This window comes from Okeania sp. SIO1H4, from assembly GCF_010672695.1.
GTDB lineage: Bacteria > Cyanobacteriota > Cyanobacteriia > Cyanobacteriales > Microcoleaceae > Okeania > Okeania hirsuta.
In genome coordinates, this window is record NZ_JAAHGB010000007.1 from 202,930 (window position 1) to 222,092 (window position 19,163).

Here is a 19,163-nt window from a genome sequence, read left to right on the forward strand (position 1 = left end):
GTTAAAATGGGCAAATGCCTTGATTTATTTACCAGCTTTTATTATGTCTGAACCTGGTCCGAGCAGGATTTAGACACACAATCTCCAATTATCTCTGACAAACGTAATTTTTGTCAAGTAGCGGCTAATGGCTATTAGCTAGCGCATAACTACGTTAACGCCCCTACAAATTGTATAATGATCTACGGAACTATATTACTCCGAAGCAAACAGATTTGATATTATATCAAATTCCCTCGGGTTCGGTATAAAAAAATGTCCCAACCGATGCGCCATTGTCAAATCTTTCTCGATATTCTCCTCCTGGGAGGGGTTAGGGGTTGGTCCCCCTGTTGCCTGTTGCCTCCCATGTTAAAATCAATAACCACCACCGCTCAATATATCTCCAACAGCTTTACCTTCTAGTATACTAACCGCCCCTTCTAATAGCTTATCTTCGATATATGGTTTGGTAAAGTAACCCTTTGCACCCAACTCAAATGCCATTTCCATGTGTTTTTTTGCTCCACGAGATGTCAACATCGCCACAGGTAAAGTATTCAAATGAGAATCTTTTTGCATCCGAGATAATAACTCGAAACCATCCATCCGAGGCATTTCAATATCACAAAATACCAAATCACACGGTAAACCTGCACGCATTTTTTCCCAGGCATCCTTACCATCCCTTGCTTGTTCAACTCGATAACCAGCTTTACTAAACGTCATTGATAACAATTCACGAACTGTAATTGAGTCATCAACAATTAATACTGTTAACTCACTCTTTTGCTGTACAGGTAAAGATGCCTCATCTTCTTCGCTAGATGACCACATATTACCCTCATCTCGACGTAGTCTTCCTGTTGCTAAGTTAATTAATTCAATGACATCCGCGATCGCGACAATATTACCATCCCCTAAAACTGTTGCTCCAGCAATACCGATAGGTTTAGGTATCGGACCCTCTAATTGTTTAATTACAATTTCCTTCTGTTGTTCTAAAACTTGATCGACTTGCACCGCCAAAAATATGCCAGCAGAAGCAGAGCGCAAAACAACAATTGAAATCATATCTTCCTCGGCATTAATACCATACACATTACCGCGACGGAGATGACGATTATAAACAAGCAGCTCTCGTAAGTGACGGAAAGGCAACTTTGATCCACGCCATTCTATATAGTATTGCCCATTTTCTTCTGCTTTAACTTCCTCCTTAGACACTTTAATCATATCCTCTACCCCATCCATCGGAAAAGCAATCCAAGAGCGATCGCTAATACAACATAATGCTTTTGAGATACTCAAAGTCAGAGGTAAGCGAATTGTAAATATTGTACCCTTACCAATAGTAGAGTCAATAGAAATAGTACCTCGAATTTCGGTTAAATTAGTTTTCACCACATCTAACCCAACTCCACGACCTGAAAAATTATCAGCCTTATCTTTTGTACTAAAACCCGGATGAAAGAGCAAATCATAAACATCAATGTTAGACATCCCTTTAGCTTGTTGTTGAGTAATTAGACCTTTTTCTATCGCTTTCTTCTTGACTTTTTCGGCATTAATTCCCGCTCCATTATCTGCCACCGAAATCACCGTTTGATTACCTTGGTGAAAAGCACGAATTGTGATTTTACCTTGACGAGACTTACCTGCTGCTAGACGTTGTTGAGGTGTTTCAACTCCATGAGTTATGGCATTATTAATTAGATGCTTCATTGGGTCAGAAAGCTTATCCTGAATCATTTTATCAATTAAGGTCTCTTTCCCTTCTACCTGTAAACTCACCTCTTTGCCACATTCCATTGAAATGTCTCGCACCGCACGAGGTAATAGTTGTACCGTCTGAGAAAAGGGTATCATTCTCGACCTAGTTAACCCTTCTTGTAATTGAGTTGTCACTTGTCGTAGCTGACGGGTTACTTGTTCTGCGTCATCAACCAGAAATTCAATGTCAGAAGAAGACTCTCGTACTCGGACTATATATTCTATGGTTTCCTGAGCCAATAAATGGAAAGGGGTGAAGTTTTCCACCCGGTCAAGATCGAGAGAGTCTTTAAACCCTTTTTGTGCTACTTTTACCACCGTACTTTCGGGCATTGTCGTAGTAGAATGATGTCCTTGACGATTGTCCCAAATTGCTCTTTCTAAAAGTGTTTTTTCATACAAGTCGTGCATTCGTTGTCCAGCATCACTGAGTAGCATTACCTGATGGAGCAGGTTATCTAGAAACTGGCGCATTCGTTCTTGACCTTGTTCTAAACTATTACGATTGACTACTAGTTCACCTACTAAGTTACTGAGATTATCTAGTTGCTTTGCAGGTACTTTGACTGTTTGTTCTGGAGGGCGTCTATTTCGGCGAGGAGTATTAGCAGTAGAAACCCCACTAGATTTATAAGTATCTATATTAGGAGTTTCTAATAATTTATCTAGGTCACTAAAGGGATCTTCTTCTGGTAGTTTTTTTGTGATACTGGCAGCTTCATGGATAGGAGGAGTTTTTTCTACAACTGCTATATTTGATTTGAGTTTTGAATTAATTTCTGTACCATTTAATAGTTTTTCTAGTTGTACAAAAATATTATAATTATCTAGTTTTTCTCCATTTAGTATTGCTTCTAATTCAATAAATTCATATTCTTCTGATTCTATTTGATTTTTAGCTGTTAATTGTTGATTTTTTTCTGACTCTAGAGAAGTTGTTTCACTCACTACATCTTCTAACAACTTATTTAAGTCTACCGTTTCATCTACAGTTTCATGGTTTTCTACGGTAGGCCACAAATCTTCTATATTTACTGAAATTTCTGAATTTTCTTGAGGTTCATTATCGCTCTCAATTAAATTATCTAATGATTCATTAGAATCTAAGTTAATAAAATCTAGGTTTGGATCGTCGAATAAACTATTCAAATCATTGTTATCATCTTCCCAGTTTATCTGCTCCACATTGATTGATTTTTGTGAGTCTGACAAATCTACATCTTCTCGATCAAATCCTTTGGAAAAACTGGATGTCAAATCATCTGATTCTATTTGATTTTCTTGTTGTTCATTTACTGTGTCTAAATCTTCAAACAGTGCTTCTAAATCGGCTACTTTTGAGTTTAAATCATTTTTGGTTTGAATTTGGCTTTGATTATTTTCTACTTTTACATCATTTTTAATTTTTTTCCCTTCATCTTGGATTCCCAATAAATCACTAAAATCTTCATCTACCTGATATTTTTGGTTTATTTTTTTAGAAATTGATTTGATATTTTTTTGCAGATTATTTTTGGGTAAATCCACTTGTAAATCCCTGTCATTTTCAGAGTTTTTTATATCTTCTAACTCTGTTAAATCTCCCTGATTTATAGCATTGAATAGGTCATCCAAATATTCTGTATGTTTTGCTTCACTATTATCTAGTTGTAAGTTAGTATTTTGCTTGTTAACATTACTTTTTTTTTGTAGTGTATTTTCTTTAGTGTTATTAAACAAATCTGACAAATCTTCCTCTACTGGAGTTAAAAAATTAGATTCATTATGATTTTTAATTTTGGATGATTGTACAACTTCATTAACATCAAATAATAAGTCAGACAAATCACTAGAATCATCCCTCTCAATTTCAGATATTTTTAACTCCCCTCCTTCCACATTACCTTTATCTAGTATTTCTTCTTCTTCCCAACTAGAGTCTAGTTCTGGTGTTTCTCCTTCAAATAAATCTGCTAAACTATTTAGTTCTGTTACTCCAACTTCTGGTCCTTGCCTTACTTCTTGTTGATCTCCTATTAAGTCATAGTTATTATTATCTATATCCCTAGCTTCTAAGCTATTAAACCAGTCATTTATAGACTCTTTTTTTTGAGTTAATATATCATTTTTGTTGTTTATTCTCTCATTAATATTAGTTTGGTTCTGTTGATTTTTTGTTTCATTTAACATATCTATTTCACCTATATTTTTGTTGATATATTCTGCGTTTTTAGTTAAAGCTTTTAATTTTTCATCTATCAATATTTCTTGCTCTCGATTATCTCTAATTAATTCTTCAGCTTGTTTCAAATTTTTAATTATGTTATGAGCAAGAGTATAGTATGTATTTTCCGTGTTAGCGATAGCTTTTTTAATCGCCTCTATTAATTTCAACCAATTTGATGACACATGTTCTTGTCTGCCCTGACCTGCTAAAAAATCACATATATTTTTCAATTTATTCCTTGTACTGGCATCATCATTTTGCTTGAATAAAAGCAACATTTCTCGCATTTTTTCTGAGACTTCTGCCATGAAGAAACTTTGTTTGTCAACATTTAATTCTGGTATTTTTCCTATAGTTATTCCATGAGTTTCTCCTGCTAAATCATCTAGATGTTCCTCTAACTCTTGAAATACAGGCTCTAATTTTTCTAGTTGAGTTTTTTCTTCCTTTTCTGTTAAACCAGAGTTGGAAAGTTGTTCTAATAAATCTTGTAAAGTATCTAAAACACTTAAATATAAAGATTCTAATTTATTATCTACTTTAATGGAAGTTTCTCTCAGGATTTTAAAACTATCTTCTAATCTATGAGCAATATTTCGTACACTATTAATTTCTAACATAGCAGCCCCACCTTTAACAGAATGAGCCGCTCTAAATAATTCGTTTAATAGTTCTCGATCTGCTATAGTATTTGGTAAGTTTAATATTCCATGTTCTATAGTATTGAAGTGGTCTTTTGCCTCCTCAATAAAATAGCCCATAATTTTTTGTGTTTGTTCTGTTTGCATATTTTTTATAGTTCTGGATTCAACGGGATATTTTTTCAACTACTAACTTTTGTTTTGCATCGATTGAAAAATATGCTGATAATTTATTTGTTCACATACGTTCATTAATATTTTGACTTTATTGATCTGCTGGATCTACTCGGAAACGTTCTACTGAAGTCAATAAATCTCGAGCAATACCCACTAAATTTTGTAGCGAGCTATAAACTCGTTGAGATTCTTGAGAAGTTTCTTGAGCTGTCAATTCTACTGCCTGCATCACCTTTGATACTGATTGAGCCACTTCATTTTGTTCTACTGTATCTGCAGCGATAGAACGTACTAACACATCAATTCTTGTTGTAACTTGAACAATATCTTCCAGAGACTGCTTTGCTTCCTCTGCCAACTCCGTTCCTTTAATAACATGCTGAGTTGCTTCTTCCATTCCAGTCATCACCCCTCCTGTTTCAGTTTGAATTTGCATCACTGTGTGTTCTATATTCTTAGATTCTTTAGCTGATTTATCTGCTAACTGTCTGACTTCATCTGCTACTACTGCAAATCCTTTGCCTGCTTCTCCTGCCCTAGCTGCTTCAATACTGGCATTCAATGCCAACAGGTTTGTGCGAGAGGCAATACTAGAAATTGAACCTACAATCTTAGAGATTTCCTGGGTAAACTCTGATAAACGCTTCACTCTTCGAGTTGCATCTGCCACACCTTCTCTGATTTGCAAAATACCAGCTACGGTACGGTCTACTGTCTCCCCTCCTTTCAATGCTAAAGCTGCTGCAGACCTTGCTACATCTTCAGTTTCGCGAGCGTTTTCAGCCACCCTTTGAATAGCATCGGTCATTACTTGCACAGACTGTAGAGTCGCTGCCAACTCTTCTGCTTGTCGCAAAGCATCTGTAGATAAACCTTGAGCAAAAGTCGCACTATCCATAGAACCCCTACTCACTTTTTGAGCAGCTTCTTTTACCTGATGTACAATTTCCCGCAAATTTTGAATTGTTAAATTAAACGAATCTGCTACTGCTCCCAACACATCAGCTGTAACTTCTGCACTAACAGTTAAATCTCCACGAGCTGCTCCTTCTACATCATCTAGTAAACGAATCACCTGCCTTTGTAAGTCTTCTTTGGCTTGTTCATTTTCTTCTGCCTTCCTTTGAGCATCGGTGTAAGTTGCCTGAATAACCTTAGCCATGTGGTTAAACTTGGCAGCAAGTTTGCCAAATTCATCTTCTGAATAAACTGTTGCTCTAGCTTTTAAGTTGCCGTCAGCAATAATATCGAATTGAGTATGTAAATCTTTGTTAGCTCTTTCTATTTGCTTTGTTGTGAGACTACCAAGACCATAAGCAGTTAAAAAGCTACTGATTCCTGCGATACCTGTCATAATCCAACCAGTGCCACGCAAATAAGAAATTACTTCTGTTTTTTGTTCTTGATACGCTCTGTAGGAAACAACATTACTGACAAAAGCTACTACAATTAAGGATACTAGTCCTGTTCCTATGGCTGTGTATAGTTGTTTTGTAGATAGTGAAGCATTTTCCCAGAATGCCAACCCACCTTGTTCAACCATTACAGTTGTATCTACTGCCTCTCCTTTAATTTTACTGAAGGTTGGGAGTTGATTATCTATTGGGATAGTTTCTTCATTATCAATTGCGCTACGATCAGTTCTGTTGTCAAACAAGGCTCCTGTTGTACCACCTACCACCATTCCTGTGTCCATTGCTTCTATATTATTAGATGCTGCAGTACTCATATCGGGAGCTGTCATATCGGTCGGCATTTCCATCTCATCAGTTAGAGACTCATACTCTTCAAAATCACCAAATTCATCATCTTCTAGAAAACCATTTGCTTTTCTACCTTTAGTATTTCCTTCTTCATCTATATCAAAAGCTTCGCTGAATCCTGCTTCATCAAATTCATTGATCTCAAAACTATCCAGTTTTTCTGTTACTCCTGTACCTACATCTTCTATATTATTCCATTGATTATATAATCCGTCTTCTAATTCATCTATTCCATCACTTATTTCACTTATTTCACTTATTCCACTAATATCTTCAGTTTCTTCCCATCCGAAACTATTATTATTTCCCGTCAACAAAGTAGCTTTATCTAAACTTGAAAAATTATGGTTATGGTTTTTATCTTCCGTTTCTGGAGTTATTCGTAAATGAGAATTACTGCTTTTTATGTTATTTGTTTCTCCAGTAATCATCCCTTCTGAATTATCTAAAATTTCATCTATTACGTTCTCAAAATCATCATTAAGTTCATCTAAGTCTAAGTCTTCTATTCGATGATCTATTTCTAAATATGAATAATTTTTTATATCTTCATACTTTGTTCTGTCATCTTCTGCTATTTCTTCTTGCTGCTTTTTCCAAATTTCATCTAAGTCTTCATTCAAAGTAAACTCTGAGATTTTTTCAGATATATTTTCTCGGCCATCACTACTATTTAAAACAGCATCATTTAGCAAATTTTTGGTTTCTTTATTATTTTCTATAGGTAACTGATATTCTAATTCTTGGTCATTTTCACCAAAAGGTTCTTCATATTTTGTGAAATCAGATAACTCTTCTACATATTCATCTTTTTGATTAGTAAGATTACTATTTGTACTAAAACGGTTATTTTCTTCATCTGTCAGTTCCAAATCATCTATATCTTCCAAATATAATTTATCAAATTGATCAAAGTCAAAATTTTCTTTTATTAATTCATCGTTATTTTCATCCAGAAATAGTTCTTTTTCCGTAATATTTTCCAAGTCTTTTGCATCTAATTCTAGGCTGTTTTTATCCAGAAATAATTCTTTGTTTGCTATAGATTTTTGAGAGTTATAAATCTCTTCTTCCATAGCCACTTCATCCAGATTTTTATCAAAGTTAATATCTTCTATAAATTCTTCTGATTCACTAGTAGTGGGATTATTTGTAATAAATCCTTTACTATCACTTATACCTTGTTGAGCATAGCTAATAAAATCTGGGTCGTCAGTTAGGTCTAATACCGAATGATATTGCTCTGTTGCCACATCATATTGATGGAGTCCATAACAATATATATGACCACAAAGAAGACGAGCACTAGGGTCTTCTGGATAATCCTGAATTAAGTTATAAACTAAAGCTGCTGCTTCTTCATAATTACCCTGACTGTAGGCATCTTCTACTTTTTGATAATCTTGTAAAAAGTCTGTGCTGGATGATGTCATGCTGTCCCTCTCTCAATATAATTTTATTATTTTTTAGTTTTTTAATTTTATTGTTGACGGAATTGGGAATCAGCCTCAGTCAGAAATTTTAATATATAAACAACTCAATCAAACAATTATGTTGACTTACCAATTTTGACTTTTATTTAGGCTGCCCATCGAGCCGAACGAATAATTGCTTCTTGATCCAGTAATCTTAAAACCTGTTCTCCCTTTTCATCAAAAATCCACTCTCCTTTTAAAAAGGGAGCCATGCCATCTGCAATATTTGTGGACATTTTTAGCTTCTTTTCGTCAAGCCACTCCATTTCCACGATTCGTTCAACTGCTAATCCTAATATAGTGTCTTGGTCTTCTACTGCAATTACAGGAATCTCAGATTTATCTGTATTGATTGGGATTTGATCTCCGAGGAATTGACCTAAATCGGCTACCCAAATTACTCGTCCCCTTAAATTTATCGTACCTAAAAGTAAAGGAGAAACATTTGGAATTACTGTAATACCTTCTGGAGATTGAGAGATAACCTCTCGAATATCCATTGCTGGTAAAGCGAACTCATTGCCTGAAGGTAGATAAAATCGCAGATGAAGTTCTCCTTCAGGATTTTCTAGTTCTTGAATCCCCGTACCTTGGCCTGGTAAAAAGTCTTGATTTCCAACCATAGTTTTGAACAATTTCCTATCTTCTTAACAATTGTTTAACTGTTCCTACCAGTTCTGTGGGCTGAAATGGTTTAGCAATGTAAGCATCTGCACCTTGCTTTAAGCCCCAGTAACGGTCAAATTCTTCTCCCTTAGAAGAACACATAACTACTGGAATATTCTTAGTTTTAGGATCGGATTTAATCCTCCGACAAACTTCATACCCGTTCATTCTTGGCATCACAATATCTAGTACCACTATATCTGGTTTAGTATTCTTAAGTCGTCCCAAAGCTTCTACTCCATCATTAGCTACAGTAACTGCTAATCCACTATTTTTGAGAAGTTGGGAAATCATTTCTCTTTGGGTAACGCTATCTTCTACAACTAGAACTTTACTCATTTTTTTCTACCTGATAGCTTTGGTTTGGATTTATGGATAATTAAAACATATATATTTATTAACATTTTCTAGATTGGCTTTTTGCCCTAGCTGAATTAATTTAGATTTATAACCAGCAATAAATATCTATTTGGTTCAAAATTTAACTTTTTGGTAAATCTGATTTATGATCACAGTATTGGTATTTATTAACTGGTTTTATCTACTTAATAAGTGAGTTTTTTGCTATAATAATCACCTAGATAGGTGTATATTTAGCTATGATAGTTATGTATAAATTCAATACATATTTTATTGCATAAGATCGATATTATACTTTAATTTGACAACTTAATAGTGGACAATTAATCACTATTCTCTTTAGCTTAATGTAATATAGTTGAACCAGAAACTTTGTCTGTATTAAGTTCTAATATCAAGGCTTTTGGCCCGCTGACTAAAATTCAGATGGTAGCCAATGGTACTTCAAATGATATTATATTTCCTCTTGACAATCTTCTATAAAATATGTGTATATCTCTAAAATGTTTCAAATTTTCTTGTTTTTGTATTTAAGTCAAAAGTCAAATTAAATGTAAATTTTGTCATAAATATTTTCCTAACTCTAATCTCGAACAGATTATTACTTTGATTTTCTGATTATGGATTAAGTATTTTGAAATTTTGAAAAAGTTTTGTCAACTTGATAGTTTATGGCTATTCCTGGTCCAATGTACTGTTCTACCAACATTAGTAATTCACTTTCTCCAAAAGGCTTGGTCAAGTAGTGCGTAGCTCCAACTATTCTGGCCTTAACCCGGTCTATAAACCCTTCTATACCAGTGAGCATAATAATAGGTGTTTGACGAAATGCTGTGGAGTTACGTAGCATTGCACAAATTTCATAGCCATCTAGTTCAGGCATAGCAATATCGCATAGAATTAAGTCTGGCTTCATCAGAAATACTTCACCTAATGCTTTGAGAGGATCGCTTAAGCTGGTTGCTTTATAACCATTCTGATTGAGAATTAATTCAACCTTTTCCCGAATAATTACATCATCATCAATACACACTACTTTCTGAATTTTTGTTTCTCGTTGTAATGGCTTTGGTTTTTTGATCGTGCTTGTTTCTGAAGATTGATCAATTAGTTGCACTATCCCTTTTTGCACAAATGGATAAATAGCCTTGGCTACTGTTAATACATCTCTGTTTAGATATCTAGCAATTTGCTGCATAGATGTCTGGCCATCTGACCAATTTTTTAATCTATTATATATGTGGGGTTGTAATGCTTTCTGTAACTGAGCTGGATCTGCAATGACTGGACACTGTTCAGCAGAGTGAATATATGGAGAAAACTGATTCCACTCTTGTATTTGCTTGATAATTTTGGCCAACAACGAGCTGATTTCAAAGGTTGTTAACTGAGGTGTGAGAGCTGGACTAAGATCGAAGATAAATGATCCTCGACGAAGACTTAGTAAATTAAAGAGAGTTTCACGAACCATATTATGGATAATTCCACGTCCCTGAGCTGGTGTAAGAATTCCTTTTTCCAGAAAAGCCCATAAATATCCATATTCAGGTGCATGAACAGACGCAAAAGAAGGAACTTTAATATTGTCAATCTCTTGATCTGCTTTGTAGCGACGTAAATAGTCTCTTAAACGAGATAAGCTACCCGCACTTTGGGTGGCATAGATTATTTTACCATTGAGAAAGAAGACAAACCAAGATGGTTCTGTGGGGAAGTGGTGTTGGGGTTCGGCAACATTATTGTTAACTGATGAGCTGTAAGATTCCACAAACAGTTCACCAGTTCGCTGACCTAACTCTATAAGTTGCAGGATGCTGCGGATATCAATTTCACTCAAATTTCCCTGCATGCAGCTTGTAAAATATAATTTTTGATGAACAATTTATAATATATCTAGGGAAGATTAATATACCCTCTCATTTTTTCAAAAACAAGCAAGTATTATAATCAATAAGAATAAGCTTTGAGATAGTTAATGTTATCTTAGGGAAAACTATATAAACTATACTCTTACTTGACTACTTATGTCTCAAGCGCGGATGTCTAAATATCATAAGGCATTTGTGCAGTAGTGCCAAAGTTCGATCATATCTTATAAAGTATATCGAGCTAAAGTTATATGGTATTGCTATGCTTTATGTTACCTTTACAGTTATTTTGATTTTTAAAAAAATCACAAATATGTAATTTTGGAACATAGTTTTTTACGATTATTAATTTTTAAAGTAATATATTTTCAGCTTAATACTACCTACCTATCGATTATTTCAAAGCCTAATAAGCTATAGTTATACATACGCCTTGCTTTAATATTCTACTTTAGATTCCTAACTTTTAGATATAACCTAATAAAGCAACATTTTATTAAAATATAGTTCATATAATTTTTATTACTTAAATTAAGATTTTTGTAGATGTACAAAAATAATATATATACTTATTACTAAATTTAACAAATACAATTAATAAGTAATATAATACTATTATATAATAATAACTAAAGAAATAAACTAGATTCTGAAAAAAAAATTTCAGTTAAAAGTATCTTGACTATACTAATGGGTTGCCTATAACCTAAAACAATAGTATCTTAATTAAAGTTAAGGAACGATAGAATACTTACGATAAACTTATATTGTAGTAAAACTTATAAGTAAAAAAAAATTAATATTTATTAAATTTAAGGCAGTATAGCATATAGTATTTGCTTTACTGGTAACATAAAAAACTACAAAAATCAAGCTTTTAGCATAGAAACCTCAAGAGGATAACATTGTGCTGTATTTAGCAGAAGTACAAAAAAGACCAAGTGGTTTTGGTCTAGGTGGGGGTAAAACTGATTTGAAGCTACTAGCCTCTCAGCGTGGTGAACATAATTGGGTGGCTGTACCTGGGGAAGAAGTTATTCCAGCTGATGAAGCTAAGGAATTTTCTCCTGGTTCATTGGTGTTAGTAGATTTGAACAATAGTAAGCAGGTGCAGCAAATTCAAGATGCTGCCCGTCAGTTGGTGAAAATTCTGCAAAATTTCTCTCGCTCTCAAGAAAAATCTAAGACACAATGGGAGGAAATTGAGCAATGGAAAGCTTCTCTAACTTTTCAGGCCCAAGAATTGAATCGTAGAGAAATGGAATTGCAGGCTAAGGAAGAACAGCTTGAAGAACTACAAGCGGAAATTGATAGGTTGGAGCAACAACGTCAGGAAATTAGTCAAGCTCAAGAAGCATCTCAGCAACTTCAGAAACAGATAGAAAAATATCGAGAAGAATTAGAAGCCACTCGCTTAGAATTACACAAACAACAAGAAGAGTTTAACCAAAATCAGGGACAATTTTCTCAAGGGGCAGTTTTAGATGAAGATCAATCTCAGTATATTCGAGATGTACTGACTTGGTTGAATCAGGCGATCGCTCCGACAAATCTTTTGGGAGAAAAGTTAAGTCAGTCTTTAGAAATAGTTAGTTCTCAACAGGAAAGTCTAGAGCAACATGAACAAAGGCGGAAAGAACTGCCAAATACTAATTCTAGTGAAGAACAACAGGAAAATATAGAAAGTTTGGTTAGTCATGTCCAAAACCAATGGGTAGAATGGCGACAAGACCAGGAGTCTTTAGCCGAATTGATTTCGGAATGGAGGTCGCAACAAACTTTATTGGCAAGTAAGCAAGAGTATCGTCAAGTATTGAATAGTCAAATAGAGATACAGACACAACTTTATGAGCAACTGAGTCATCTATCAACAGCATTGGAAAATGATGGTATTTCTGAGAAAGTAGATGTTGAAGCTCTGGAAAAAATTTCTCTTAATGAGTTAGAGCAACTGGTTCAAAGTTTACAACAAGACTTGCAAAGAGATATGAGTTTTGTTAAAGACCAGGAAGAAGAATTAGCATTACAGCAGCAAGAAATGGATGCTTTGCAAAGAAGAATCGATCAAGCTACTGAATATGACAGAATTAGCTTAGAGTCAGAGCTTTCAGATGAACAAGACTGTTACAAAATGTTAAATGAATCTTTAGTCGGTTCCCAAAGAAATCTTAAGGAAAGGCAAGAAATATTAAGTCAACATCAAGAGGTTCTCTGGCGCAGATTAGGTAGTTCTTCTGGCCAACAACAGCAAAACAAAATAGACTTAAAGGCTACACTATCAAAGGTTGATGCTCAAAGGCAGCAGCTGACAGAGAATTTACAAAGTTTAGAAGCTGAAATTCAAAAAATACAAACAGATGTTGCCCGAAAAGAAGAAATTATCAATAGTCAAACTCGGCAACAAGAAGCGAAAAAAAATGAAATTGAACAACTAGAGTCGAGTTTACGAGAAAAGCAGAAGGCAAATTCACAGGGAGGAAGTGGAGCTATTTATCAGGAAGTTATGTTACCTATGCAAGATTATCTTGAACAACTCAAGCAGCAACTAGAAGAAGTAGTAGGAGAACTAAATCAAGTACAGGATATAGGGACACAGGTGGAGCAGTTACAGCAAGTCCTTCAAAATATAATTGGTCAACGGGATTGAACAAGGCAGAAGGCAGAAGGGAAAATTTGTATGGGGATAGTCTTTGACACGCCACTCAGTGTCTACAAATCCCAAGCAATTTTAAGCACCGTCATTTCAGTTATCAGTTATCAGTACCGACCACTAAAGCCGGAGGCGAGGAAAATACTGAACTGAATATTTTTTCATCCCCTTAAAAGGCTATCCCTTACCCATAAGTCTTGAAACCCTTGTAGGGAGCAGGGGAGCAGGGAGCAGGGGAGAAAGGAGAAAAAATCAATTTAGCTAAGTAAAACTACTGAAGTTGTCAAAAATAAAGTATTTTTCTATACATTTTTCTCCTGAAAAAGCCGATCCAATAACTATCCATAACTCGTCTATTTTCTCAAGCTTTGTGTTAAGAAAGATGTGGGTAAAGCATAGTTAAAAGGGGAGGCTTTGGACCTCATTTTTTGGTAATAGATGCTGGGTTATCAAATTGAAGAAGGCAGAAGGCAGAAGTGAAAGTAGTTACATCTTAAATTTGTGATTTACTCCTACAATAAAAAAATCTTCCATAAAATCTAAAAATTCAATCTTTTTTATTATGTTTTTCTTTCCCTGTTTCCTATTCCCTATTCCCTATATAGAATAATAAAATCCAAGGATGTCGAACTTTGGCGATCGCTCCACCAGGAAATGGGTCTGTTTGAGAACGGTTCGGAGCATCAATTAGATTTGTTAGCTTTTCAATATGACTGAAGTTAGGATGAATAGGTAAAACTTTTTGTAAAATACGTCTTATTACTCTTCTTTGTAATGCTAGAGGAACTTCGCGTAATACTAAACGGTTAATATATTGGACCTGTTGAGACTCAAGCTCAGAAATATTCAGATTATCTATATCTATATCCATCCTTGTCACTTTCTCCAATAGCTTTTCTGTCTCATTTTCAAGATAATCTACTTCTGCGCTTAGTATTTCTGCAGTTTGTGCCAGTGCTAGTTCAGCTTGAGGATTAAACTGGCGTAGCATAGGAAATAATTCCAGGCGGATACGATTACGAGCATAACGTAAATCTTGGTTTGTAGAATCTTCCCAAATACCAATTTTTTGCTTTTGACAAAAGTCGCCTGTTTGACTACGAGTAATTTCTAATAAAGGACGTATTAGTAATAAAGAGGAATTTTCTGTCAGAGGGCGTTGCCAAGTCAAAGCTTGTAGTCCATCAGTACCACTACCACGAATTAAATTATATAGGAGAGTTTCTGCGCGATCACTTGCTGTATGGCCAGTTACGATATATTGACAATTGGACTCTAAAGCAATTTTACTTAAAGTTTGATAACGCCATTTTCTAGCTTCCGCTTCACTTTGATAAACTCGGTCTGCTACTGCTAAAAAGAATGGCAGTTGCCAATTTGTTGCTAAATTTTTCACATAATTAGCATTAGCTTCTGAGTCCGATCGCCATCTATGGTCACAATGAGCTATTGCTAAATACCAACCCCATTTTGATTGTAAATCTAACAGTAACTTAGTTAGGCTTATGGAATCTTGACCACCAGATACTGCGATTAATATTCTTTGGTTTTCTGGTAATAATTTTCGTTGACGTAATGTTTTATGTAGTTGGTCATGTAGTGGTGTCCAATTTTTATTTGGAGATTGATTCACTGGGTATATAAAGAGATAATTGGAAATTAGGAAGAAAGAAGAAATTTTATTTTTAAAGAAGGTTAATTTGCAAGAGTATTTTTTTTATAACAGTTTTCAAATGTAATCTTCAGTAATCAACAGTTAAATTTCACCATTAACATTATCTTGAATGAATTTTTGACGAGCAAAACTAACTACAACCTCTAATTTTACGAGTATGATCGACTAAACTTTGAGCAAATTTATCAAAACGTTCCGATATTTTTTCATTCAATAATTTACCATCACTAGAAAAAGTATTCCAAGCCTGACCAATAGCAATTTGTTCCGGAATAACCCAAGCATGAACCCATCGCATAATTAATCGTAAATGATTCAGTGCATTACTATTTGATTGACCTCCCAAAACACTAATTAAACCTGCGACCTTTCCATCCAAATGTTCAAAACTCATCAAGTCAAGGGCATTTTTCATAACACCACTAACACTACCATGATATTCTGGCGTGGCCAAAATCAGACCATCAGCTTGCTTAACTGTTTCTCGGAGTAGCTGTACATCTGGATATTCTGAATAATCATCCTCACCATTACAAAAAGGGAGATTAAGCGATCGTAAATCCAATATATTTACCTCTGCACCGAGAGCTTCTACTCTCTTAACTGCTATTTCTAGAGCTTGCTGACTATAGGAAGCAGACCGCAAACTACCTCCAATTCCCACGATTTTTACCATGATTTTTGACTAAATTATAATAATTTCTGCTAAATCATATTCATAGCAAATGAAACGATAGAACGTCAATTTTGGTAGTACTTGATAGATTTTATCTGCAAGACAATTTCTGTTTGCGTAGCATGACAAACGGAAAAGTTTTTCTAAAGTGAGTAACTGGACAAAATTAATCACACTCTATGCTTGACTTTTATTTCACAACTTCAAACTCAACTGCTCATCCGGCGGAGTAAAACCCAAATGTCTCCAAGCTGCAGAAGTCACAACCCGACCACGAGGAGTACGCTGCATAAACCCAATTTGCATCAAATATGGCTCATAAACCTCCTCAATAGTTTGAGCATCCTCTCCTGTCGCTGCTGCCATTGTCTCTAAACCAGCAGGCCCACCATTATAATTTTCAATCATCGTCCTCAATAAATTACGGTCTGTCCAATCTAAACCTAGAGGGTCAACATTAAACAACTCTAACGCTTCACTTGCTACCTCAGCATTTACAGGAGTCAACTTTTTCACTTCCGAATAATCTCTCACCCGTCGAAGTAAACGATTAGCAATTCGAGGCGTACCCCGGGAGCGACGGGCAACTTCTTCAGCACCATCTTCTGTAATAGCTGTATTTAAAAGTTTTGCTGCTCGGAGAATAATTAGACTCAGTTCATCAACCTCATAAAAACGTAACCTCTGGATAATTCCGAAGCGATCGCGCAGGGGGGAAGTTAGAGACCCTACCCTGGTAGTTGCTCCGACTAAAGTAAAAGGTTTGAGAGGAATACTCCGAGTCTTAGCAGTTTTACCTTGACCCACTGTAATATCTAACCGAAAATCTTCCATCGCTGGATATAGAATTTCTTCTGTCATTTTGGAAAGGCGATGAATTTCATCTATAAAGAGAACATCCCCTTTTTGTAAACCTACTAGCAAACCTACTATATCTCTCGGTTTTTCAATGGCAGGGGCGGTAGTAATTTTACAGTTAACTTCCATTTCTGCTGCCAATATTAGAGACATGGTAGTTTTCCCTAACCCTGGAGGGCCATAAAGTAGCAGATGGTCTAAAGGTTCTTTCCTCGATTTAGCCGCCGAAATCGCAATATTTAATACTTCTTTCAGGTCTTTTTGTCCGATATATTCTGCTAACTTTTGGGGTCGAATTTTTTCTTCGTTGTTACTATTATTTTTGTCTTCTGCAGTTGTCTGTGCTTCTAATAAAGCTTCTATTTCGTCTGTTTCACTTTTGGATTTTGATTTTTTGGTTTTATATGAACTTTTACTTTCTGAGGCTAAGAAAATGTTTTTATCTGGCCTTTCTGGTTGTGGAGATTGTTTTTTGGAAGATATTATGGCCATAACTGGGAAATGAGTTCTAACATCCCTATTATGATACAAAGAGTTGATTTAATTAATTGTCCTTTCCTATGACAACATCATTATCTGTACCGGAAAATTTAACATTTGAAGAAGCGATCGCCTTAACTCAAGAAATAATGTCTGAGATAGAAACAGGCCAGTTATCGGAAGATAAAATAGGGTCATTAATTGGAGATTTAGTCAAGAGTAAAAATGGTGCTAGAGGATTTTTCGTTAGTTATCTTACAGACTCTAGACCTTTAGCAGATAATCCCTCACCATCAATATTTAGAGCGCTGGAATCATCTCCAGAAACAGTGACAGAATTATTAGTCAAAAATTTGGCCATGTGTTCGGCAATGGTAGTCCATCATCAAAGAAATCAAGACCAGGAGACAGCCTCCCAATCAGAAACAGTGCGATCGCGAACCACAAGACTAATTAAAAGCGTGGATATTCCCAGCTTAAAAGGTGAGATTGAGGAGTTATATCAAAGTACAACTACTGGCCAGGGAAATTACAAGCAGTTTCTAGAACGTTGGGGCTACGATGATGAACAGTTAAAGGTCATTCAGCAAGCAATTGAACCATTACTTTCTTAAGTTTTTGATTAGCTTAAATGTTTAAATATACCACATATATCTTGTAATAACTTTAATTTGTAGAGAGTATTTTGAGCAATCCCCTGATATAATCTCAAAAACTGTAGCCGTCTACTAGCAAAAAGTGATGAAACTGCTGATTGTGTAGTAGATGGAAACAGTAGATTATATACACTTAATATGGGCAATTTTGCTTGAGTGTGGTGTAGAGGAAAAAACGGAAAATAGTAGGACTATGAAAGGAATTGTCCGCGAAACTAGCAGGGTTAGTAGGTGGCTAACCGTGGTAAATACTTATTGGTTGGTAAATCTGAACCTACTATTAACATTAGTACGAAGAGATTTAGAAGCTAGATATAAGGGCTCAATTCTGGGTAATTTATGGCCATTACTTAACCAACTATCCCAACTTTTAATTTATACTTATGTATTCTCAATTATTCTTAAAGTCAAGCTTAACCTAGAAGGGCTACCTGAAGATAGTAAGGTGACATTTGGATTATGGTTATTTGCTGGGTTAATTCCTTGGCTAGCTTTTACTAATGGATTAACTCAAGCTTCTGGATCTGTGATTGGACAGCCCAACTTAGTCAAAAAAGTAGTATTTCCCCTTAGTTTACTACCTTTAGTTCCGGTTTTTTCAACTTTTATAGAAAGTACATTTGGATTAATAGTTTTAACAGGAATGGTATGTATATCATCTGGGGTACTGCATCAAACATTATGGCTATTACCAATAGTATTTTTACCGCAGCTTTTATTAACGGCAGGTTTAAGTTATTTTACCGCAGGATTAACAGTATTTTTACGGGATATTCCTCAGACTTTAGGAGTAATTTTAAATCTTTGGTTTTACGTTACGCCAATAGTATATCCGGCATCTGTAATTCCTGAAAATTGGCGAATATGGGTATTTTGGTGTAATCCTTTAACAGCGATCGCTGAAGTATATCGAGACCTGGTTTTAGTAGGAGAAATTAAACACTGGGGAGAGTTAGGAATTGCTGCTTTGATATCTATATTAATATTTTATTTGGGCTTGTGGGTGTACATGAAATTACGTCCTGCTTTTGCAGATGTTTTATAAATAAAAATAACTTCATCTATCTATGTCTTGAGCAGGGGAGTAGGGGAATGAGGGAGTGGGGGAGAATTCATTAATGGATAATGGATAATTACCTCTCCCTAAAAGGAAGAGGATTGACTAAAAGGAAAAAATTTATTTTTTTCCCCTTTAAAGGGGAAGCTTTAAACCTGAATTATTTAATTATTTAATTATTAATTCTTCGGTAAAAATAATAA

Annotated in this window: 11 protein-coding genes; 3 read left to right on the forward strand and 8 right to left on the reverse strand. The window is 35.1% G+C overall.

Annotation, left to right across the window (positions count from 1 at the left end; translation table 11 throughout):
- Positions 1-357 precede the first annotated feature (357 nt).
- The 5 genes from F6K06_RS08370 to F6K06_RS08390 all read right to left on the reverse strand — a co-directional run bounded on the left by F6K06_RS08370 (position 358) and on the right by F6K06_RS08390 (position 10,889).
- Positions 358-4,746 (reverse strand): response regulator, encoded by a 4,389-nt coding sequence (locus F6K06_RS08370; protein ID WP_287241239.1) that lies wholly within the window; start codon positions 4,744-4,746, stop codon positions 358-360.
- Between the two features lie 118 nt (positions 4,747-4,864).
- Positions 4,865-7,972: a methyl-accepting chemotaxis protein gene (locus F6K06_RS08375; protein ID WP_287241240.1), complete on the reverse strand. Its 3,108-nt coding sequence runs from the start codon at positions 7,970-7,972 to the stop codon at positions 4,865-4,867.
- Between the two features lie 146 nt (positions 7,973-8,118).
- Positions 8,119-8,637, reverse strand: coding sequence for a chemotaxis protein CheW (locus F6K06_RS08380; RefSeq protein WP_124143463.1), 519 nt, complete (start codon positions 8,635-8,637; stop codon positions 8,119-8,121).
- 16 nt (positions 8,638-8,653) lie between these two features.
- On the reverse strand, positions 8,654-9,019 hold the full coding sequence (locus F6K06_RS08385; RefSeq protein ID WP_124143464.1) for a response regulator transcription factor: 366 nt from the start codon (positions 9,017-9,019) through the stop codon (positions 8,654-8,656).
- 646 nt (positions 9,020-9,665) lie between these two features.
- A complete protein-coding gene (locus F6K06_RS08390) occupies positions 9,666-10,889 on the reverse strand; it encodes a response regulator (RefSeq protein WP_287241243.1) in 1,224 nt (407 codons plus the stop codon).
- Positions 10,890-11,815: 926 nt separating this feature from the next.
- Between F6K06_RS08390 and hmpF the strand changes: the two genes are divergently transcribed.
- The gene (hmpF, locus tag F6K06_RS08395; RefSeq protein WP_124154665.1) at positions 11,816-13,555 is read left to right on the forward strand and encodes a pilus motility taxis protein HmpF; all 1,740 of its coding nucleotides are present in this window, start codon (positions 11,816-11,818) and stop codon (positions 13,553-13,555) included.
- 586 nt (positions 13,556-14,141) lie between these two features.
- Here hmpF and tilS read toward each other — a convergent pair.
- From tilS to ruvB, 3 genes are all read right to left on the reverse strand, one after another.
- A complete protein-coding gene (gene tilS / locus F6K06_RS08400) occupies positions 14,142-15,191 on the reverse strand; it encodes a tRNA lysidine(34) synthetase TilS (RefSeq protein WP_124143467.1) in 1,050 nt (349 codons plus the stop codon).
- 172 nt (positions 15,192-15,363) lie between these two features.
- A complete protein-coding gene (locus tag F6K06_RS08405; protein WP_124143468.1) occupies positions 15,364-15,909 on the reverse strand; it encodes an NADPH-dependent FMN reductase in 546 nt (181 codons plus the stop codon).
- 195 nt (positions 15,910-16,104) lie between these two features.
- A complete protein-coding gene (ruvB, locus tag F6K06_RS08410) occupies positions 16,105-17,259 on the reverse strand; it encodes a Holliday junction branch migration DNA helicase RuvB (protein WP_124143469.1) in 1,155 nt (384 codons plus the stop codon).
- A 68-nt stretch (positions 17,260-17,327) separates the two neighbouring features.
- Between ruvB and F6K06_RS08415 the strand changes: the two genes are divergently transcribed.
- The gene (locus F6K06_RS08415; protein ID WP_124143470.1) at positions 17,328-17,861 is read left to right on the forward strand and encodes a hypothetical protein; all 534 of its coding nucleotides are present in this window, start codon (positions 17,328-17,330) and stop codon (positions 17,859-17,861) included.
- 235 nt (positions 17,862-18,096) lie between these two features.
- On the forward strand, positions 18,097-18,948 hold the full coding sequence (locus F6K06_RS08420) for an ABC transporter permease (RefSeq protein ID WP_124143473.1): 852 nt from the start codon (positions 18,097-18,099) through the stop codon (positions 18,946-18,948).
- Positions 18,949-19,163 lie beyond the last annotated feature (215 nt).

Coding starts and splice junctions, on each gene's coding strand:
- F6K06_RS08405 (WP_124143468.1), bottom strand. CDS start 15,909: ATGGTAAAAATCGTGGGAATTGGAGGTAGTTTGCGGTCTGCTTCCTAT.
- F6K06_RS08415 (WP_124143470.1), top strand. CDS start 17,328: ATGACAACATCATTATCTGTACCGGAAAATTTAACATTTGAAGAAGCG.
- ruvB (WP_124143469.1), bottom strand. CDS start 17,259: ATGGCCATAATATCTTCCAAAAAACAATCTCCACAACCAGAAAGGCCA.
- F6K06_RS08385 (WP_124143464.1), bottom strand. CDS start 9,019: ATGAGTAAAGTTCTAGTTGTAGAAGATAGCGTTACCCAAAGAGAAATG.
- F6K06_RS08390 (WP_287241243.1), bottom strand. CDS start 10,889: ATGCAGGGAAATTTGAGTGAAATTGATATCCGCAGCATCCTGCAACTT.
- F6K06_RS08380 (WP_124143463.1), bottom strand. CDS start 8,637: ATGGTTGGAAATCAAGACTTTTTACCAGGCCAAGGTACGGGGATTCAA.
- F6K06_RS08375 (WP_287241240.1), bottom strand. CDS start 7,972: ATGACATCATCCAGCACAGACTTTTTACAAGATTATCAAAAAGTAGAA.
- F6K06_RS08370 (WP_287241239.1), bottom strand. CDS start 4,746: ATGCAAACAGAACAAACACAAAAAATTATGGGCTATTTTATTGAGGAG.
- F6K06_RS08420 (WP_124143473.1), top strand. CDS start 18,097: ATGAAAGGAATTGTCCGCGAAACTAGCAGGGTTAGTAGGTGGCTAACC.